Source organism: Pseudocolwellia agarivorans (genome assembly GCF_002000085.1).
Taxonomy (GTDB): domain Bacteria; phylum Pseudomonadota; class Gammaproteobacteria; order Enterobacterales; family Alteromonadaceae; genus Pseudocolwellia; species Pseudocolwellia agarivorans.
The window spans coordinates 39359-58944 of record NZ_MUZU01000015.1; the positions used below are offsets into that span (position 1 = coordinate 39359).

General features: G+C 36.0%; 14 protein-coding genes. All 14 read right to left on the reverse strand.

Annotated elements, in window-relative coordinates; all coding sequences use genetic code 11:
- Positions 1–10: 10 nt before the first annotated feature.
- Positions 11–2056: a DUF1302 domain-containing protein gene (locus B0X80_RS17925; protein ID WP_077342792.1), complete on the reverse strand. Its 2046-nt coding sequence runs from the start codon at positions 2054–2056 to the stop codon at positions 11–13.
- Between the two features lie 316 nt (positions 2057–2372).
- Positions 2373–2588 carry a DUF2835 domain-containing protein gene (locus B0X80_RS17930; protein ID WP_077342794.1) on the reverse strand — a complete coding sequence of 72 codons (216 nt, stop codon included), beginning with the start codon at positions 2586–2588 and terminating at the stop codon, positions 2373–2375.
- A 12-nt stretch (positions 2589–2600) separates the two neighbouring features.
- Positions 2601–5177: an aminopeptidase N gene (pepN, locus tag B0X80_RS17935; protein WP_077342796.1), complete on the reverse strand. Its 2577-nt coding sequence runs from the start codon at positions 5175–5177 to the stop codon at positions 2601–2603.
- Positions 5178–5372: 195 nt separating this feature from the next.
- Positions 5373–6821, reverse strand: a complete 1449-nt coding sequence (gene nhaC, locus B0X80_RS17940) for a Na+/H+ antiporter NhaC (protein WP_077342798.1) — start codon at positions 6819–6821, stop codon at positions 5373–5375.
- Between the two features lie 215 nt (positions 6822–7036).
- Complete coding sequence (prc, locus tag B0X80_RS17945; protein ID WP_077342800.1) at positions 7037–9073, reverse strand: carboxy terminal-processing peptidase; 2037 nt, start codon at positions 9071–9073, stop codon at positions 7037–7039.
- A gap of 13 nt (positions 9074–9086) precedes the next feature.
- Positions 9087–9728 carry an RNA chaperone ProQ gene (gene proQ / locus B0X80_RS17950; protein WP_077342802.1) on the reverse strand — a complete coding sequence of 214 codons (642 nt, stop codon included), beginning with the start codon at positions 9726–9728 and terminating at the stop codon, positions 9087–9089.
- 23 nt (positions 9729–9751) lie between these two features.
- Positions 9752–10033 carry a hypothetical protein gene (locus B0X80_RS17955; RefSeq protein ID WP_077342804.1) on the reverse strand — a complete coding sequence of 94 codons (282 nt, stop codon included), beginning with the start codon at positions 10031–10033 and terminating at the stop codon, positions 9752–9754.
- Positions 10033–10512, reverse strand: a complete 480-nt coding sequence (locus B0X80_RS17960; RefSeq protein WP_077342806.1) for a GAF domain-containing protein — start codon at positions 10510–10512, stop codon at positions 10033–10035. Before B0X80_RS17960 ends, B0X80_RS17955 begins: the two co-directional genes overlap by 1 nt.
- Positions 10513–10653: 141 nt before the next feature.
- Positions 10654–11061: a type 2 periplasmic-binding domain-containing protein gene (locus B0X80_RS17965; protein WP_077342808.1), complete on the reverse strand. Its 408-nt coding sequence runs from the start codon at positions 11059–11061 to the stop codon at positions 10654–10656.
- A 12-nt stretch (positions 11062–11073) separates the two neighbouring features.
- The gene (locus B0X80_RS17970) at positions 11074–12282 is read right to left on the reverse strand and encodes a hypothetical protein (protein ID WP_076417869.1); all 1209 of its coding nucleotides are present in this window, start codon (positions 12280–12282) and stop codon (positions 11074–11076) included.
- Between the two features lie 24 nt (positions 12283–12306).
- A complete protein-coding gene (locus B0X80_RS17975) occupies positions 12307–13926 on the reverse strand; it encodes a methyl-accepting chemotaxis protein (RefSeq protein ID WP_076417868.1) in 1620 nt (539 codons plus the stop codon).
- A 192-nt stretch (positions 13927–14118) separates the two neighbouring features.
- Positions 14119–15297 carry a 2-methylaconitate cis-trans isomerase PrpF gene (gene prpF / locus B0X80_RS17980; RefSeq protein ID WP_077342810.1) on the reverse strand — a complete coding sequence of 393 codons (1179 nt, stop codon included), beginning with the start codon at positions 15295–15297 and terminating at the stop codon, positions 14119–14121.
- 308 nt (positions 15298–15605) lie between these two features.
- Positions 15606–18224, reverse strand: coding sequence for a Fe/S-dependent 2-methylisocitrate dehydratase AcnD (gene acnD / locus B0X80_RS17985; RefSeq protein ID WP_077342812.1), 2619 nt, complete (start codon positions 18222–18224; stop codon positions 15606–15608).
- A gap of 174 nt (positions 18225–18398) precedes the next feature.
- Positions 18399–19523 carry a bifunctional 2-methylcitrate synthase/citrate synthase gene (gene prpC / locus B0X80_RS17990; RefSeq protein ID WP_077342814.1) on the reverse strand — a complete coding sequence of 375 codons (1125 nt, stop codon included), beginning with the start codon at positions 19521–19523 and terminating at the stop codon, positions 18399–18401.
- Positions 19524–19586 lie beyond the last annotated feature (63 nt).

The following is a 19586-nucleotide window of genomic DNA, read 5'->3' on the forward strand; positions in this document are numbered from 1 at the left end:
GAAACAGCTCCTAAATTGAATACTTAACGCTGAAAGAAACGTAATCGCGGTCTGATAGTTGGTTCGTTGTACCTACACCATCAAAAAAGCTGTTATAGCTAATATCTGCAGACCAACGGCTTTGATAATCAAAACCAACACCTACAGCTAATGACTTTCTATCTTCAACAAATAAAAATAAAGGATCTGGCGTTATTCCTTCTACATCATGAGAAAATACAACTTTAGGTGAAACGTTGATACCAGCAAAAACATTGCTATAGTCAAGTTTGCCAACTAAGCGATATCCCCATGCAAAATCATCAGGAAATGGGTTGGCTTCCACACCATCTTGTAAAGCTATTTCTAAACCTTCTTTACCCTCTATACCACCGTTTCTTGCTGTACCAGGACCATTTAAACGTAAAACATCTTGGTCTGGCATATCACGAATATCAATTCCACCGACTTCAAGTAAAGTAGTAAACTGATTGGCTCCAAGTGACGGCCCCCATAAATGCGTTAGTGTTACTTGTGCTTGTAGTGTGTCTGATAATACAAAGCCATCAACTCTGTCACCTAACCCCACTGTTGGAATTTGTGAGATACCATCGAAACCTGCTCCAACAGAAATACCTGCATTAAAAAGCTGTTGTGGCATAGCTAAAAGAAGTAATTCAACATCATCAATTTGTAAAGGTTCATCTTGTCTGTAAGTGACTTCACCCGCAACAGACGTTTCACCTAATGTAGTATTAAAACTAAAAGCATATAATTGAATATCTTCAATATAATCAAGTTCAACACGTGAGAATGAACCTAAATCAGTGTAATTGTCATAGGTAATATCACCTGATGCTATTTTTTGAACATCTGTAGTTATTTGAGAAAAATCAGCCGTTATACCTGAAAAAACAGGACGTCTGCTATGGTAATTCATATAGTACAAACTAACTTCGGTTTCATTAAAGCTAGGTAAATACCAAGATAAACGTAAACCGTATTGACCACCATTTTCAGGTTCATTTTCGGCACCTGATTCTCTTAAGGTTAATTTAGTAGGGAATCCACTTAAGTAGGCCATTCCTGCTTGTTCTGCTGTGAGTCCGCCACCGCGAATAGCATCACCTAAAACATTTAAATTCGTAATTAATGAATCTAAGTCCATATCGGGATTGCTAGCAAAATTTAATTGAACATTATTAAAATGACCACCGTCTCCAGCAAAATCATTAGTTGAGAAGTAACTTCCCGGTGCAGGAAGTATCGTTTTTTCCCAGCTATATTGATAAAACATTTCAATATTAAAGTTATCGGTAACGCCTAATGACGCCCAAACAGCACCAAAAGGAATAAAAGCTTCTTTCAGTTCAGCACCAGGTGCTTTTAAGCGAGCAACATCTACGGGGTTTAATTCGCTAATACCATGAGAAATGAGTGTACTTTCCCCCCAGCTAATCACTTGTTGACCTACTCGCACTGATAATGGCATTTCACCAATATCGAAGTCACCATAAACAAAAGCATCTAATAATCGAATATCACGACAAACTTGGTCTCTGGCTTCATCATCTCGACATGGGTTATGTACTTTATTTGAAGAAGGATTAGTCCAATCTCGATCATTGTCCATCATTTCAAAGTCGTAGTAATACATGCCTCGAGCAAACAAGCCAATATTGTCATATCGGATATCTAGGTCATGTGAACCTTTGATAATTTTAGAAAAACTTTCGCCAGCATCATAGTTTAAATTACCATTATCGCTGTTTGTTGAATAGGTACCTGCTCCATTCCAGACAGTTCCAGCATCAGGGCTAGTATTTAAAGCGGGGTGATAATGACTAAAATCAAATCCATTGTTAAGGTTATTTGATTTACCTACATTACCATTCCAATCACGATTCTCTACACGCCAGCTAGAGCCCACTGAAAAGGTTGAATCGAAACTAATATCAAAATCGCCTAGTTGAAAGTTTTTTGCTTGAGTCGTTGAAGCTGATATCGACAATAAGGCAACACTTATACTTACAGCTATTGGTTTTAATTTACCGTAGCTGCGAGAATTATTTTTCATTTCTTTTCTCCCCAGATCCAAAATAGAGTATTTTTTTCTTATAATAATGCGTTGATTGTTTGTCCCCTTAAACGGGATAAAACAATAATTGCATCATTTAAAAAAACTATCAAGCGTAAATATAATTTATTACATCCCTTATTTTAAAGGGGCCATAGGGAAGAGCAGACCACTTAAAAACTACTGTTTAAAACACTCATTTAAAACAATAAGACTTTAAGAGCTACAACGTTGTATTTCAGTGCCTTCGTTGCAAGTATTAAAAATAATATTCATATCAAAATGGTCAGACCACTGTTTAAAGCAGAAGCTCTAATTATTGAATTTTCTCTAATGATATAAATTTATTATTTTCAGTATGCATACAAAAAAAACCATTTATACCATGCGGCATTAAAAATTTTTTTATATGCATTGCTGGAAACTTAATGCGCTGCCCTTCTGTACTCATAACCATGACCGTACTAATTCTCCCTTGATAATAAGGGAGAAAATCATCGTACGTCATGTTCACACTAAAGTAATATTTCATTATAGTAGATATTTATTTAAGTGCCGCATCGAGCTTTTCTTTTAGATCTTTAGATAAATTAGGTAAACGATTTAATTTATCTAATTCTGCCCTCATTAATTTTTGTCTAGCTTTATCAAAGCCTTTAAATTGAATAAGAGGAGTAATTAATCTTGAAGCTACTTGTGGGTTAATTTCATTTAATTGAATAAGTTGATCAGTTAAAAACGCATAACCTTTACCACTCAAACAATGAAAATATTTAGGGTTTTTAGCAGAGAATGCGCCTATTAAAGAACGCGCTCTATTGGGGTTAGTTAGACTAAATAATGGATGTTTTAACAATTTTGTTAATCGTTCAAAAATATCATCACTTTTTAAAGAAGCAGCAAGAACAAACCATTTGTCCATAACCAAGACGGTATCGCTCCACTGGGTTTCAAATGCTTTCATTTGAGTATCAAATTCTGGCATATTATTGTCCGCACTACATGAAAGCGCAGCAAGTGAATCTGTCATGTTATCAGAGGTTGAAAATTGTTCATTAATAAGGTCAGTTTCACTTGGAATTAACGCTAAGTAAGATAAACAAACATTTTTCAATGAGCGATTAGCAACACTCACTCCATCAATTGCAAACACATCACGACTTAACTCTGTGTACAGCGCCTTAAATGTATCGACTAACCCATGAGCTAGCTGATGTTTAATATTATCTATCGCATCAACTAAAGCTGAAGCATCAACTTCCTCAATAGAATCGGCTACTTCGTCAAATGTAGGTAAAGTTAATTGTTCAGCTTTTAATGCCGGATCAATTGAACTATTCAAAATATGTTTGAAAGAATTGAGTAAGTTTACAGGTAAAATCTCTGATGGATTATTGAATAACTTCTTAATATAAATTTTTAATAATTGTTGCCCTGCGTCCCAACGGCAAAACTCGTCTTGAGCATTTACCATGATATTTTCTAAATCATGGTCAGCTTGTTCAAAGTTAACTTTCACTGGTGCACTGAAATTACCTAAAAAGGCAAGCACAGGTTTTTCATCAAAACCTTCAAAGCTAAAGCTCTGTTCTAGTTGTGTTAACTCAACTAAGTGACTTTGGGTATTAGCTATTGCATTTGCTTGAGTTGAAATTAACTCAACATTCACCGGCACATGTAAAGCATGCGTAGCATGATCTGAGCGACTATTTTTTTGTGTTATATGAATAGTATAAGTTTTGTCTTCAGGGTTATATTCTTCTGTTACAGTAAGAATTGGCGTACCTGTTTGAACATACCATAATTTAAACTGCTCTAAAGATATGCCTGATGCATCTGACATAGCATTAACAAAATCATCACAAGTTACAGCCATACCATCAAAACGTTTAAAGTAAAGATCCATTCCTTTTCTAAAGTTTTCTTTACCTAATATGGTATGAAGCATTCGAATAACCTCAGCCCCTTTCTCATATACAGTTAACGTATAAAAGTTATTCATCTCCATGACTTTTTCAGGTCGAATAGGGTGTGCCATAGGACCAGCATCTTCAGCAAATTGAAGTGATCTTAAAACTCTTACGTTTTGAATACGAGTGACACTTGCAGAGGTCATATCAGCACTAAACTGTTGATCTCTAAAAACAGTTAAACCTTCTTTAAGACTTAATTGGAACCAGTCTCGACAAGTTACGCGGTTTCCAGTCCAGTTATGGAAATACTCATGTGCAATAACGGCTTCAATATTAAAATAATCAACATCTGTTGCCGACTTTTCATCAGCCAAAACAAACTTACTATTAAAAACATTTAGTCCTTTGTTTTCCATAGCTCCCATATTAAAAAAGTCGACCGCAACTATCATGTAAATATCAAGGTCGTATTCTAATCCAAACGTATCTTCATCCCATTTCATTGAATGCTTTAAAGAAGCCATAGCATGATGTGCTTTAGATAAGTTACCTTGGTCAACGAAGATTTCTAAAGCCACCTCTCGACCAGAACATGTAACGAAGGTATCGCTTAATAAATCAAAATTACCTGCAACAAGTGCAAATAAGTAACATGGTTTTGGAAATGGGTCTTGCCATTTAGCAAAGTGATAGCCATTTGCTAAATCACCAGCTTCCACTTTATTACCATTTGATAATAAAAATGGATATAAGTTTTTATCTGCAACAATTTTTGTAGAAAAGACAGCCATTACATCAGGGCGATCTAGATAGTAAGTCATACGTCTAAAGCCTTCTGCTTCACATTGCGTGCAAAACGCGCCGCCTGACTTAAACAAGCCTTCCAAAGAGGTATTTTTTACAGGGTTTATTTGAGTAACAATGGTTAATTCGAATTCATCATCAGGAACATTTATTTCTAATTGGGTGGCCGTTTCAATATAAGAGTCACTCGATAACAACTCCCCATTAATTGAAATAGAAATAAGCTTTAACTCTTCACCTTGTAATATAAGTGACTCTTTAATATTGCTATCCGCTTTAGCAACGGTCATCACATTAGTCACAAGCGTTTTTGTATCTTCCAATTCGAAAGTTAAATCGACTGTAGAAATTGTAAAAGCTGTTTTTTTATAATCGGATAAATAACGCGCGGTAAATTCTGTCATGGGTTTTCCTACAAGGTGATAAAAATGAAATACATTGATTTATTATATTTAAATGGATACCTCTTTACTCTTGATTTTATATAGATAGACATAAAAAGGGATCAAATAATAATATAATAAAAGCTTAATAGGTAATAACGAAAAAGCCTGTAAAATCAGGCTTTGATGTACAATAAATATTTTTATAATTGTTGTTTAATTTGTAACTAATTTTTTAATTTTATAACCTGTAAAACCATAAGCAATTGCTAATATAGGATTAATAAAGTTAAAAAAGCAGTAAAAAATGTATTCATAATTGGTTAATGCTAAAACACCAAACATGAAAGCACCACATGTATTCCAAGGAATAAGTGGTGAAGATAAAGTACCTGAATCTTCAAGTGTTCGGCTGAGTACAAGAGGATCTAAGTTTCGTCTTTTATATTCTTCTTTATACATGCGACCAGGCATTACAATCGATATATACTGATCTGCTGTGACTAAGTTAGCGCCTATACATGTTGCAACTGTACTTGCAATTAGTCCGCCTACTGACTTTACAGAACCTAAAATAGCTTGCACAAATTTTTTCAACATACCAAAGTATTCTAAAACAGCACCAAACATTAATGCACACATAATTAGCCATACGATGTTCAGCATGCTTTTCATGCCTCCGCCGCTTAGTAAGCTATCTAAATCAGCATCACCTGAATTGATAACGACACCATCAAACAACGCCGCCCATACAACCGTAATGTTCGCAGTTACAGTATCTAAACCATTAGCAGCTAAAGTGTTTATAAGTTCTGGTTGAAAAATAATGGCCCAAATTGCGCCAAATAAGGCGCCTATTGCTACAGCAGGAAATGCAGGCACTTTTTTCATTGCCATAGCGAGTAGTAATGCAACAGGAACAAGATTAAGAGGAGTTATATTGAAGTTGGCTTCTAATTGCTGATTAATACCTTCTACCGCTTCAAGGGTAACAGTGGTTTCAACTGATAAACCCAAGAAAGTAAATATAATCAAACTAATAACGATTGACGGTATTGTTGTCCACATCATATATCTAATATGAGCAAACAATTCTGAACCGGCAACAACGGGAGCTAAGTTAGTTGTTTCAGAAAGGGGAGAAATTTTATCACCACAATAAGCCCCTGAAATAATAGCACCGGCGGTTATTGCTGGATTTAATCCTAAACCGGATGAAATTCCCATAAGTGCAACACCTATAGTAGCGGCTGTAGTCCAAGAACTTCCTATACTTAACGCAACAATACAACAAATAATACAAGTAGCCGGATAAAACCAGCTAGGATCTAATATTTTCAATCCATAATAAATCATACTTGGTACAGTACCTGATAGCATCCAAGTACCAATTAATGAACCTACCGCTAATAAAATAAAAATAGCCCCCATAGAAATAGAAATGCCATTAACCATAGCTTTTTCTATATCTGCCCACTTATAATTATTTTTGAGGCCAATAACCACTGCAATACCTGTAGCAATTAATAAAGCAATTTGATTAGGACCACCGGTAGAATTATCACCAAAGTAAAAAACAGCCCCCGAGAGCATGAAGATAAGTGCTATTAACGGTATTAATGCATCCAACATACTAGGAGCTTTATGTTCTGACATATCTGTCATATAAAATTAGCCTTTATTGTCATTATATTTTTTTATTCCGGTAACATGCCTTCTATTAAAAAATAGTGCAAGTTATTTTTCCAACCCATCAGCTTCTAACGCTTTAAAAACAAGACTTTACAAAATAACTATTCACTTATTTTGATTAAATATTTATTTTTAAATAAGCATAAAAAAACCGCTGTATTAGCGGTTTTTTTATGAGTTAATAAAATCTATTTTTTAGCCATACGACCAAGCGATACTAAATCAAATGTAATTTTAGCAGCCTCATCTAAAAACGGATCTAACTCATCTAATTCATCAGGCAAGTCGTCATCTAAACTTTTAACTTTTTCTTTACCTAATCTCACCAATCTCTCATTAACTCTGATCAATTGTTTAGCTTTATTTTTTTCGCGTTTTTCTTTACGAATAGCCAAGTTCAAAGAAACCGTTTTATCGTCCTTTTCTGCTTTATATGTTTTGATATCATCAAGCAAATAATTAAACTCGGTATTTTCCATAATACGTTGATCATGTAAAGATTGTAGATAAGCAAAGTCACTGCTTAATTCATTTAACTTAGTATATTCAGCTTTTGGTATTTTATCCCACGGAAGCGCATTTTCTTCTTTGCTTTCTCCCCAATCTTCAGGATCTATTGCTGAAGGGAAAGAAATATCAGGTAAAACGCCTCTATGTTGAGTACTGCCACCATTGATACGGTAAAACTTAGCAATAGTAAACTGGATGCTGCCAAAAGGTTTTTCGTATAAATCGTAAACTCGACCTAAACCTCTGTGTTGCTGAACAGTACCTTTACCAAAAGTATGTTCACCAATAATGACACCGCGTCCATAATCTTGAATAGCTGCAGAAAATATTTCAGATGCTGAAGCACTATAACGATCAACCATAACCGTTAATGGACCTTTATAATAACTAATACCGTCCCTATCACTATTAACTTCAATGCGATTAGCGCCATTACGTACTTGAACAACAGGACCTTTATCGATAAATAAGCCGGTTAATAGTGTTGCTTCTGTTAATGAACCACCGCCATTACCACGTAAGTCAACAATAACACCTTCAACGTTTTCATCGTTAAGCTTTTTCAGCTCAACTTTTACATCACGAGACAAATTATTATAAAAACTTGGTATATTAATAACACCTAATTTTTTACTGGTTTTATCACCCGGAATTTCATAATAAACTTCAGACTTAGCCGCTCTATCTTCAAGTTTAATCGTGTCTCGTATAATCGATACGGTTTTTATATTGGCTTCATCATCAGATTCACCACTTAAAATCTGTAAGCGAACTTGAGTACCTTTCGGGCCTTTTATTAATTCAACTACGTCGTCTAAACGCCAGCCAATTACGTCAACAAACTCTTCTTTCGCTTGAGCAACGCCAACTATTCTATCTTTTGGTTTAAGTTCTTTAGATTTATCCGCAGGACCACCAGAAACAACACTTTGAATAACGGTATAGTCTTCTTCAGCACGCAAAACAGCACCAATCCCTTCTAGAGAAAGATTCATTTCCATTTGGAAACGTTCTGCGTTTCTTGGTGATAAATAAGAAGTGTGAGGCTCAACAACGCGAGCAAAGCTGTTCATTACTATTTGAAAAACATCTTCGCTTTCACTTTGTTTTAAACGTTTAATTGCATATCGATATCTTTTACCTAAAACTTCAGCAACTTTTTTCCACTCTTTACCAGCAAGAGTTAAATTAAGTGCGTCATATTTAACTTTTAAACGCCATAATTCATCTAACTCAGCTTTGTCTTTAGGCCAAGCAGCATCTTCACGGTCAAAGTTGTAAGATTCATCTAAAGTAAAATCGAAAGGTTTTTCTAATAAACTTAATGCATATTCATAACGTTCTAAACGGCGCTTGAGGTTTACATTATAAATTTCATAGGCTTCATCAAGTTTTCCACGAGAAATAACCGTATCAAAATCCAATCTATATTTAGTAAACTTATCAATATCCGCTTGTATAAAAACATTACGAGCATAGTCCAATTGTTTAATGTATCTATCAAAAATTTGTTTTGATAGAGAATCATCCATTTTTACTTGCTTATAATGTGCACGCGTAAATTGCGCCGTGATTCGCTTACTTGATGTTGCATGTTGCTCTTCAGGAGCCAAAATAGGTATAGGTATATCTTCTACTTTTTTTTCACTTGCATTAACAAGTACACTTGATACTGCAATAGATACGGCAATCGCGAGACGACAAAATTTTTGCATGAATAAACTCCGATTATTCAGTAAATATGTTTTTAACTTGAGTCTTAACAACCATTCCAGAATCTAATTGAACAGTGATATCTTTACCTGAAACTTCGGTAATTGTTGCGTTCATTGGAGAGTTACTTAACTGTACTTTAACTTTTTTACCCACAATTATTGCATCAGCTGTAACAGGTTGAAGTTTAACTTCCGTCTTAACATTTGATCGTTTAGTAGACTTTACAGCCTTAAACTTAGCTTTTTGATCAGGTTTTTCACCTTGATCTTTAGCTGCCTTATGATCTTTATACTGCTTTTTCGGTTTATTATCTTTCTGTTTATTGTTACCAAATTTTTCTTGGCTTTCTTTTAACGTTTTACTGGCGTAATCAGCTTGTACTTGATCGATTTCAGCAGCATCGTTACCGTCGATATCAACTCGAACGCTACCAACTTTTACCGACTTTAAGTAACGCCAACTGCTAGTGTAATGTCTAAGCGCTTGTCTTAAACGTGTTTTACTAACAGTTTCATCATCCGTTAATCTTTCGGCTAAGTCTTGAAAGATGCCTATTTTTAATGGTTTAGCTGGTCCTTCAAGAGAAAAACAAGCGGGAAATTTTTCAGCTAAATAAGCAATAATTTCTTTAGTACTAGTACGTTTAGTTTCCATAAATCAACTTTTCACAAATAATCTTAATTTTCGAGATACTGCTCACGGTTTTCCAACAAGTGTCGGCACCAGTCATAAATATCTTCACTTTCTAATTCAGGCAAACTATCTTGCCCTATCCAAGTATCCCACACCAGAGCTAAAAGTTTTTCTAACTCTTCTGTCGCAATGTCTTCTTCGGCTAAATCGTAAATCAAATGATAAATTTCATTGATACGCTCAGCCACTATTTCTTCATCACCATCCCAGTCGCCAACAACAGCTTCTGAAACTAGGTAATCATGAATAACAACAAATTCTTTCACTAGTTTATCACGCCATGCTTAATGATGATATTTTCAAATAGATTTATTATGTTTTCTAAACCTGTTTGATCATCTTCATCAAAACGTTCGTATATTGGACTATCAATATCTAAAACAGCAACTACCTTATCATTAATAATTAAAGGAACAACTATTTCAGAGTTACTATTAGCATCGCATGCTATATGACCAGAAAAATCGTGAACATTAGCAACACGTATCGTTTTAGCTTTGCCAGCAGCACTACCACATACACCTTTATTTAAAGGAATACGAATACAAGCGACTTTACCTTGAAAAGGCCCTAAAACCAGTTCATCAGACAATACGCGATAAAATCCGACCCAATTTACATCACTTAAGCTTTCGAATAATAAGGCACTAATATTAGCCATGTTGGCAATAACATCAGACTCTTCACTAGCAATAGCTTCAACTTGTTTGAGAATAAGTTCGTATTCTGCAAGTTTGTTCATCATAAACATTCTAGTCAGTAAAAAACGCATAACATACAGGTATAGCGCTTCAATTTAAAGGAATATCGACTCAAATAAGCTAATTTTATTGATAAAATTAAAAAGCCGACATAACGCCGGCTTTGAAATAACACATTAATACCATTAAAACTTAGATACAACTTTTACGCCGTCAATATTAGCTCCATCGCTAACATAGCCAATCATATTAGGATTACTACTTACTCTTGCTATAATTTCAGCATCGCTAGCTAGAGATTCAGGCGCTTGGCCTTTACCAGTAAAGAGCAACTTAGACCAATAAGCTTTCATTTGGCTTTCTGATTTTCCTAATATTTCTTTGATAAACTCTTTGCTTGTATCACCTGAATCTAAATTTAAAGGTGTTGCATCGCTTCCATCTGGAAATTTTTTTGATTTCCCTAAAAATATTTTTGAAATACTCTTATTGTCTAGATTCGCATTATTGGATGGATGAACTATAACGACTCCTCCTGCCAATACAGAACTACAAAATAGTAGAGAAGCTGTCAATGTAATAATTTTTTTCATTTTATTCTCCCCTTAGAATACTAAATCTATACCGAACGATGCACCATTGTAATTATCACTAAAATCACCAAGTTTCGTTCTAAAAACATCTATTTTAAATGCTGCGCTAGAATGGAAGTCATATCGTAAACTTAATGTTTGTGTTTTAAATTTTTTATCAAATAAAGCATCAACTACATTTTTACCAATAGCTTGAGCTGCGGGGGTAAAGTCATTTAACGAAGAATAATCAATTGGTTGATCGAAACTTTCATACGTATATAAAATGGTATATTCATTAATACGTTTACCAGCCATTACATAATAAACTTCGCTGAACGAATTACCAGAATCTTTAATACCATAATCAGCATATTCTGCAGTAAATAACCAATCATTATAATCAACAGCTGCACCTAAATAGTAATACTCTCCATCGCCACTCAATCCAACGGTATCTCTTAATCTCGCTGTTTCATCAGCCGATACTCCAAATGAAGCTGCAGCATTATTAATTCCTGTAGGACCATCAAATAATACAGCATTATCGAGCTCGCTAAAATCAGCCTCAGTAATAAAACCACCTGCAAATAACGTTAACCAGTCATAATTAAATTCAGTACTTACACTTAATATTTTATCAAATTTAGTATTATAAAGTGAATCAAACGCTTCCCAATCACCTTCCCAAGAATAATAACCAAAAGATGAATTAATAGACCAATCACCTAATTCAGTTGAGTTATTTAATCTAACACCTTCTACCACAGAAAAATTAAAATCATCATAAACAGAACGCGGCAACCTATTACCTATAACGGTATAACCAATTTTTTCTGACTCAGATTTATAAAACATAGGTAATACCATACGACCAACATTAACACGCCATTCATCAGTTATATCGTAAGATAAATATGCCCAACGAGCTTCTAAATCAAAGTCATTTCTTCCTTCTGCGTATAACTGAGCAGTGACTGATAACCCTTCACCAAGATCTGAAGATACTTGAAGTGCAAACAGGCTTTCCGGTTTAAAGGATAAGTCCTTATCGTATAATCCATCGAGTATCACTTCTTCGGCATCAAAATTACCATTACTATTCCGATCTTTGGGATCGTCAAATGTTAATCCTCCTTTAATTGATGCGAAGCCATTAAATTTTACATCAGCTATAGAGGGAGCTGAGCAACAAACTCCCGCTATTAATAAAGCAACTTTACATTTTTTCAGCTGTTCCATGTTATACCTCTTTATTTTCATTAATTAGACTTTAAATCCATTGGTTAATATTTGAAGGTTATTAGCCAAATCAGCTAAATGACTACTGACCTCGGCGAGCTCTTCCGATGCTTGATGTGTAACTTTGGTTGTAATACTAATATGGTCAACATGCGAGACTATTTCGCTTGCGACTGTAGACTGTTCATTCGTTGCTTGTGCGATATCACTTGTCATGGCATTAATTTGCTCAACTGACGAAGTTATAGCCGCAAGTGATTCCCCAGCTAGACTTACTTCTGATACACCTTTTTCAGCTAAGCTTCTTCCATTACTCATTGCCTCTACAGCTGAACGTGCTGCAATTTGCAGCTGCTCAATCGTTTTTTGAATTTCAGTAGTAGAATCTTGTGTTCTTGACGCTAAAGTTCTCACTTCATCAGCAACAACAGCAAAACCACGACCTTGCTCACCAGCACGTGCTGCTTCAATTGCTGCATTTAACGCTAATAGATTGGTTTGATCTGCAATACCTTTAATAACATCTAAAACAGCACCAACCTGCTTACTATCATCATCTAGCTTATCAATCACAATGGATGAATTTTCTACTGTTTTAGCCAAAGAGTGTATTGTTTGTACTGTTTTCTCTACAACTATTGCCCCCTCTTTAGAAATACTTGAAGCCTTTGTTGAAGCTGATGAAGCTAAAGAAGCACTTTGAGCAACAGTTTTTACACTCATATTCATATTTTCTACAGCATCTTTTGTTTGTAAGGCTCCTTCTTGTTGCTCTAAAGTGATTTTATTGGTTTCTACGGCTGTAGTGCTCACTGAAATAGCCATTTCAGATAATGGGGAAGCTATATCGACCACTTGTTTGATTGTTGTCTGTAACTTATCCATAAATAAATTAAAACAATGTACGAGTTGACCAATTTCGTCTTCTGTTTTAGCCGTTAAACGTACGGTTAAATCGCCCTCGCCTTCAGCTATATCTTTTAAGGAACTTACAACTTCAGCAATGGATGATTTAATACCTGAAATGATAGGAATAGCTGTACCAAATAATAATATTATGGTGATCACTCCCATAATAAACCCTATTGTTACCATGGATTGAGCAGACTGGTTTGCTCGAAGAATTGTTTCTTCAAATTCGTGAACTTGTTCTGAATTAAAGTCATTAACTGTCGTTAGAATAAGCTCAAATGCCTGATTCATACTCTTTCCTAATGTTGGTAACCTCTCAAAATCAGCTGTTTCATTTACCATACTTAACGAAAGTGATTTCGCTTGAGTATAGTAGTCATCAAATTCTGTTCTCATTTTTGTTTGGATATTTAAAAAACGGTCATTTGTAGCGCCGATCTTTGTGATCAATTCTTTAATTTTGATAGCTATTTCATCAGCATTGTGAATACTGTCTTCATCTCCTGTTGTAACTGCTGAATTAAGGAGCTCTGATATTTTTACAATAGCTACCGAGACCTCCTTAGAATATTGAACAACAGGAAATTGAACATTTTTAGCATCTGAAAGAATATCTACATTTCCGTTCGCATTAAATGTTGAGAGCGTTAAGTAAATAACAAATGAAATCGTTCCTATTATAGGAATTAGATAAATTTTTGCTGATACTGATAACGTTTTAAATAAATTCATACTTAAACTTCCAAATAAACAATTAGTTTAAATGTAGTTCAATTTATCTAATTCACAACGAAATGAAGAAATATATTAGCGGTAAGTTGAAAAGTTAAAATAATTTTTTAAAATAAAAAAGAGGCTAAAAGCCTCTAAAACACTATGACTAATAAAGCTCATATAAAGGTTGTAAACAGTAACCATAACTGACTAAAAGCTATCGCCCGGTACTCTAACGTAACCTTCCATTAAAATACGAGCACTTCTGCTCATTATCGCTTTATTAACAATCCAACGGTTATCAACTAAACTCGCTTGGGCACCTACTTTTAATGTGCCCGATGGATGGCCGAAAGTTACTGATGAACAATGACCACCACCGGCGGCTATGTTCACTAACGTTCCGGGAATAGCGGCAGCTGCACCAATGGCGACAGCGGCAGTCCCCATCATTGCATGATGCAGTTTCCCCATTGATAATGCTCTCACATTTAAATCAATATCGGTTGTATTAATTTGCTTACCACTTGATGATTGATAGCTTTTAGCGGGTGAAACAATAGCAACTTTAGGAGTATGTTGTCGGGCTAGGGCTTCTGAAACATCCGTAATAAGCCCCATTTTTAAAGCGCCGTAAGCTCTAATTTTTTCAAAACGGGCTAATGTTTTTTCATCATTATTTATATCATCTTGTAGCTCCGTTCCTGTAAAACCAAGATCTTCAGCATTTAAAAAAATAGTTGGAATACCAGCGCTGATCATAGTCACTTTAAAAGTACCTATCTCTGGGACTTCAAGTTCATCAACAACATTTCCAGTAGGAAACATAGCCTCACTAGGATCAACAGGTTCGATAAACTCTACGGGAACTTCCGCTGCTGGAAACGTTACCCCATCTAATTCAAAATCGCCGGTTTCTTGTACTTCACCATTTGTAATAGGTACTTGGGCTATAATGGTTTTCTTTATATTAGCTTGCCATATACGCACAGTACAAACACCATTTTCAGGTATTCTACCAGCATCAATTAATCCAGAATAAATAGCAAAAGAACCTACTGCTGCTGTTAAATTACCGCAGTTACCGCTCCAGTCGACAAAGGCTTTGTCGATAGCGACTTGGCCAAATAAATAATCGACATCGTGATCAGCAAGCTCACTTTTAGCTACAATAACGGTTTTACTCGTACTTGAAGTTGCACCACCCATACCATCTGTTTGTTTACCGTATGGATCCGGACTACCTATAACACGTAAAAGCATATTATCTCGTGCTTCACCCGCGACCTGACAACGTTCAGGTAAATCAGTTAAATTAAAAAAAACACCTTTCGATGTGCCGCCACGAATATAGGTAGCAGGAATTTTTACTTGAGGAACATTGGACATATTTATCTCCATACTTATTTTCCGCTTGCTAAAATGTGTTTTAACTTCGTTGAATAACGTCACATAGAAATCTATGCTCCTTTTATTCGCCTTGTTAACTACATATTTAACCTTCGCGGTTTTCTATGATCTAATAAATCATTGCTAAACTAAAAAGCAGCAATTAGTTTTACCCATTTGCTGCTTTAATATAAATAACATCAAGTTTGATGTATAAGAGAGTTACATTAAGTTTGTTCTAGGCGGAAGCGCGGAGTTGACGAACGTCAATGAGCACTTCCAACAACGAACAAAGGTTAATTAACCTCTTAGCCGTTAGACTTTAAGAAATCGGTAGCAAACTTTTGCAATACCCCGCCGCCATTGTAAACGGAGACTTCTTCAGCTGTATCTAAACGACATTTAACTGGAATTTCAATGACTTCACCATTAGCTCTAGTCATGACAACAGTCATAGCTCCACTTGGTGCTGTCGTACCTTCAACATCATAAGTTTCAGTACCGTCAATGCTATAAGTATTACGTGTATCACCATTAATAAATTCAAGCGGTAAAACCCCCATACCAATTAAATTAGTACGGTGAATACGTTCAAAACCTTCTGATACAATCACTTCAACACCTGCTAAACGAACACCTTTAGCTGCCCAATCACGTGATGAGCCTTGACCGTAATCAGCGCCAGCAATAATAATTAAAGGCTGTTTTCGTTCCATATAGGTTTCTATTGCTTCCCACATACGAGATTCAACACCTTCAGGCTCTATACGTGCTAATGAACCTTGTTTAACTTTGCCGCTTTCGTCTCGACACATTTCGTTGAACAGTTTAGGGTTAGCAAACGTTGCGCGTTGCGTTGTTTCATGATCACCACGGTGTGTTGCGTACGAGTTAAAATCTTCTACCGGTAATCCCATTTTATGAAGATAAGCCCCTGAAGCACTATTTAACTGAATAGCATTTGACGGTGATAAATGGTCTGTTGTGATATTGTCACCTAGCACAGCTAAAGGACGCATACCTTTCATAGTACGTTCGCCCGCTAATGCACCTTCCCAATAAGGAGGTCGACGAATATAAGTACTTTTAAGATCCCAATCGTATAGCGGACTTTCAGCAGGCTCAAAAGCACCTAAGTCAAACATTGGGGTATAAATTTTCTTGAATTGTTCAGGTTTTACAGCAGATTTAACAATGGCATCTATTTCTTCATCTGATGGCCAAATGTCTTTTAAGGTAATGTCATTACCCTTTTGGTCTTGACCTAATACATCTTTTTCAATATCAAAACGTATCGTTCCAGCTAATGCATAAGCAACAACTAATGGTGGCGATGCTAAAAAAGCTTGTTTAGCGTGGGGATGAATACGCCCATCAAAATTACGATTACCTGATAATACCGCAGTTGAGTATAGGTCGCGGTCAATAATCTCTTGTTGAATTTTAGGATCTAATGCTCCCGACATGCCGTTACACGTAGTACAAGCGTAACCTACAATACCAAAGCCTAGTTTTTCCATTTCTGATAATAAACCAGCTTCTTCTAAGTAAAGTTTTGCTACTTTTGAACCGGGTGCAAATGAAGACTTAACCCAAGGTTTACGAACCAAACCTAATTCGTTAGCACGCTTTGCAATTAAACCAGCAGCCACAACATTACGTGGATTAGAGGTATTTGTACAAGACGTTATAGCCGCAATAATTACCGCGCCGTCTGGCATTTCGCCATTGGCTTCTTGCGCTTTACAGGCATCTAAGTTTTTAGCAATATCTTTAGATACAAGATCTGCCGTTGCTAAACGACGATGTGGATTAGATGGGCCCGCTAAATTACGACATACGGTAGATAAATCAAATTCAATAACACGTGGATATTGAGCTTCAACTAAATCGTCGGCCCATAGTCCTGTATGTTTTGCGTATGTTTCAACTAATTCGACTTGTTCAGGCTCACGACCTGTTAACTTTAAGTAATCAATAGTTTGTTGATCTATGTAGAACATACCTGCTGATGCACCATATTCAGGTGTCATGTTTGAGATAGTTGCACGGTCACCAATGGTTAAATCTGTTGTCCCTTCTCCAAAAAATTCTAAATAACTAGAAACCACTTTTTGATTACGTAAAAACTCAGTGATAGCAAGTACCATATCTGTTGCCGTAATGCCTGGCGCACGTTTACCTACTAGTTTTACACCAATAATATCAGGTAATCGCATCATAGATGGACGACCCAGCATAACGGTTTCAGCTTCTAAACCACCAACACCGATAGCAATAACACCTAAAGCATCAACATGTGGCGTATGTGAATCAGTACCCACACAAGTATCAGGAAAAGCAACACCGTCACGCAATTGAATAACAGGCGACATTTTTTCTAAATTAATTTGATGCATAATGCCGTTACCCGCAGGAATAACATCAACATTTTTGAAAGCGGTTTTGCTCCACTCAATAAATTTAAAGCGGTCTTTGTTACGGCGATCTTCTATATCACGGTTTTTTTGAAAGGCATCAGAGTCAAAACCCGGAGCTTCCACGGCAAGTGAATGATCTACAATGAGCTGAGTGGGTACAACAGGATTAACCTTAGACGGATCACCACCTTGTTCAGCAATCGCATCACGTAAACCCGCAAGATCAACCAATGCTGTTTGACCTAAAATATCATGACAAACAACTCGTGCAGGATACCAAGGAAAATCAAGTTCTTGTTTGCTTTCTATAAGCTGTTTTAACGAATCAGTTAGTGTTGCTGGGTCACATCTACGTACTAACTGCTCAGCTAATACACGAGAGGTGTAAGGTAGCTTGGCGTAGCTACCTGGAGTAATTGCTTCAACCGCTTCACGCGTATCAAAAAAATCAATGTTAACGCCGTTTACTTTATAGCCAGGCAACGGCTTGCGATAATCGTAATTCATAGTTTATTCCACTTTTTATAAGGGAAAAGAAGTGAGGTAAACTATCACTTAATACACTCCCCCTATTAATATATTCGAGTTATTGACTATTAGTTCAAGGCAGAATGTTCGACGCATAGTTTTTCCTATGCGAGAACATTCTAACGAAAACCTTATGAAAAATAACCAGTCAAATTACCTTTCAGATATAGCAACAACCTTACGTGGCTCTGCTCCTGTATAATCAGCACTCGGACGAATAATACGGTTATTAACACGTTGCTCCATTACATGAGCTGCCCAGCCAGTTAAGCGCGAACATACAAAAATTGGCGTAAATAACTTAGTTGGAATGCCCATATAGTTATAAGTTGACGCATGGAAAAAATCAGCATTACAAAATAGCTTTTTGGTGTCCCACATAAACTCTTCACACGCTACAGAAATATCGTATAAAGAAGTATCACCATTTTCAGCGGCTAGCTTTTCAGACCATGCCTTGATCACTACATTACGAGGATCAGAAGTACGGTAGATAGCGTGACCAAAGCCCATTATTTTTTCTTTACGCTCTAACATGCCAGCCATTTGTTCTTTAGCATCGGCTGGAGATTTGAACTTAAGGATCATATCCATAGCAGCTTCGTTAGCCCCACCGTGAAGTGGGCCACGTAAAGTACCAATAGCACCTGTGATACATGAAAACATGTCTGATAATGTTGAGGCACATACGCGTGCGGTAAAAGTAGAAGCGTTAAATTCGTGTTCTGCATATAAAATTAATGAGACATCCATTACACGTTTATGCTGCTCTGAAGGTTCTTTTTGGTTTAATAAACGTAAGAAATGACCACCTAATGAATCTTCATCAGTCATACAATCAATTTCTACACCATCGTGGGAGTATTTATACCAGTAACACATAATCGCAGGGAAAGCCGCAAGTAAACGATTTGCAGCACGACGTGCTTCAGAAAAGTCACTTTCTGGTTCAATATTACCTAAAATAGAACAACCCGTACGCATAACATCCATAGGATGAGTTTCTTTAGGAATAAGTTTTAATACTGATTTTACCGCTTCAGGTAAATCACGCATGGTTTTTAATTCAGCTTTATAAGCATCTAATTGTGCTTGATTAGGTAATTCGCCGTTAAAAAGTAAATAGGCTACTTCTTCAAACGTTGAGTTTTCAGCAAGATCAGCAACATCATAACCACAATACGTTAAACCACTTCCTGATTTACCCACTGTACATAATTTTGTTTCGCCAGCACTCTGACCACGTAAACCTGCACCACTTAATTTCTTATCTACCATAATATGTTCCTTAACTAACTTGTTGTATCAGTAATTTTTAATCGTTATTTTCAAATTGTAATT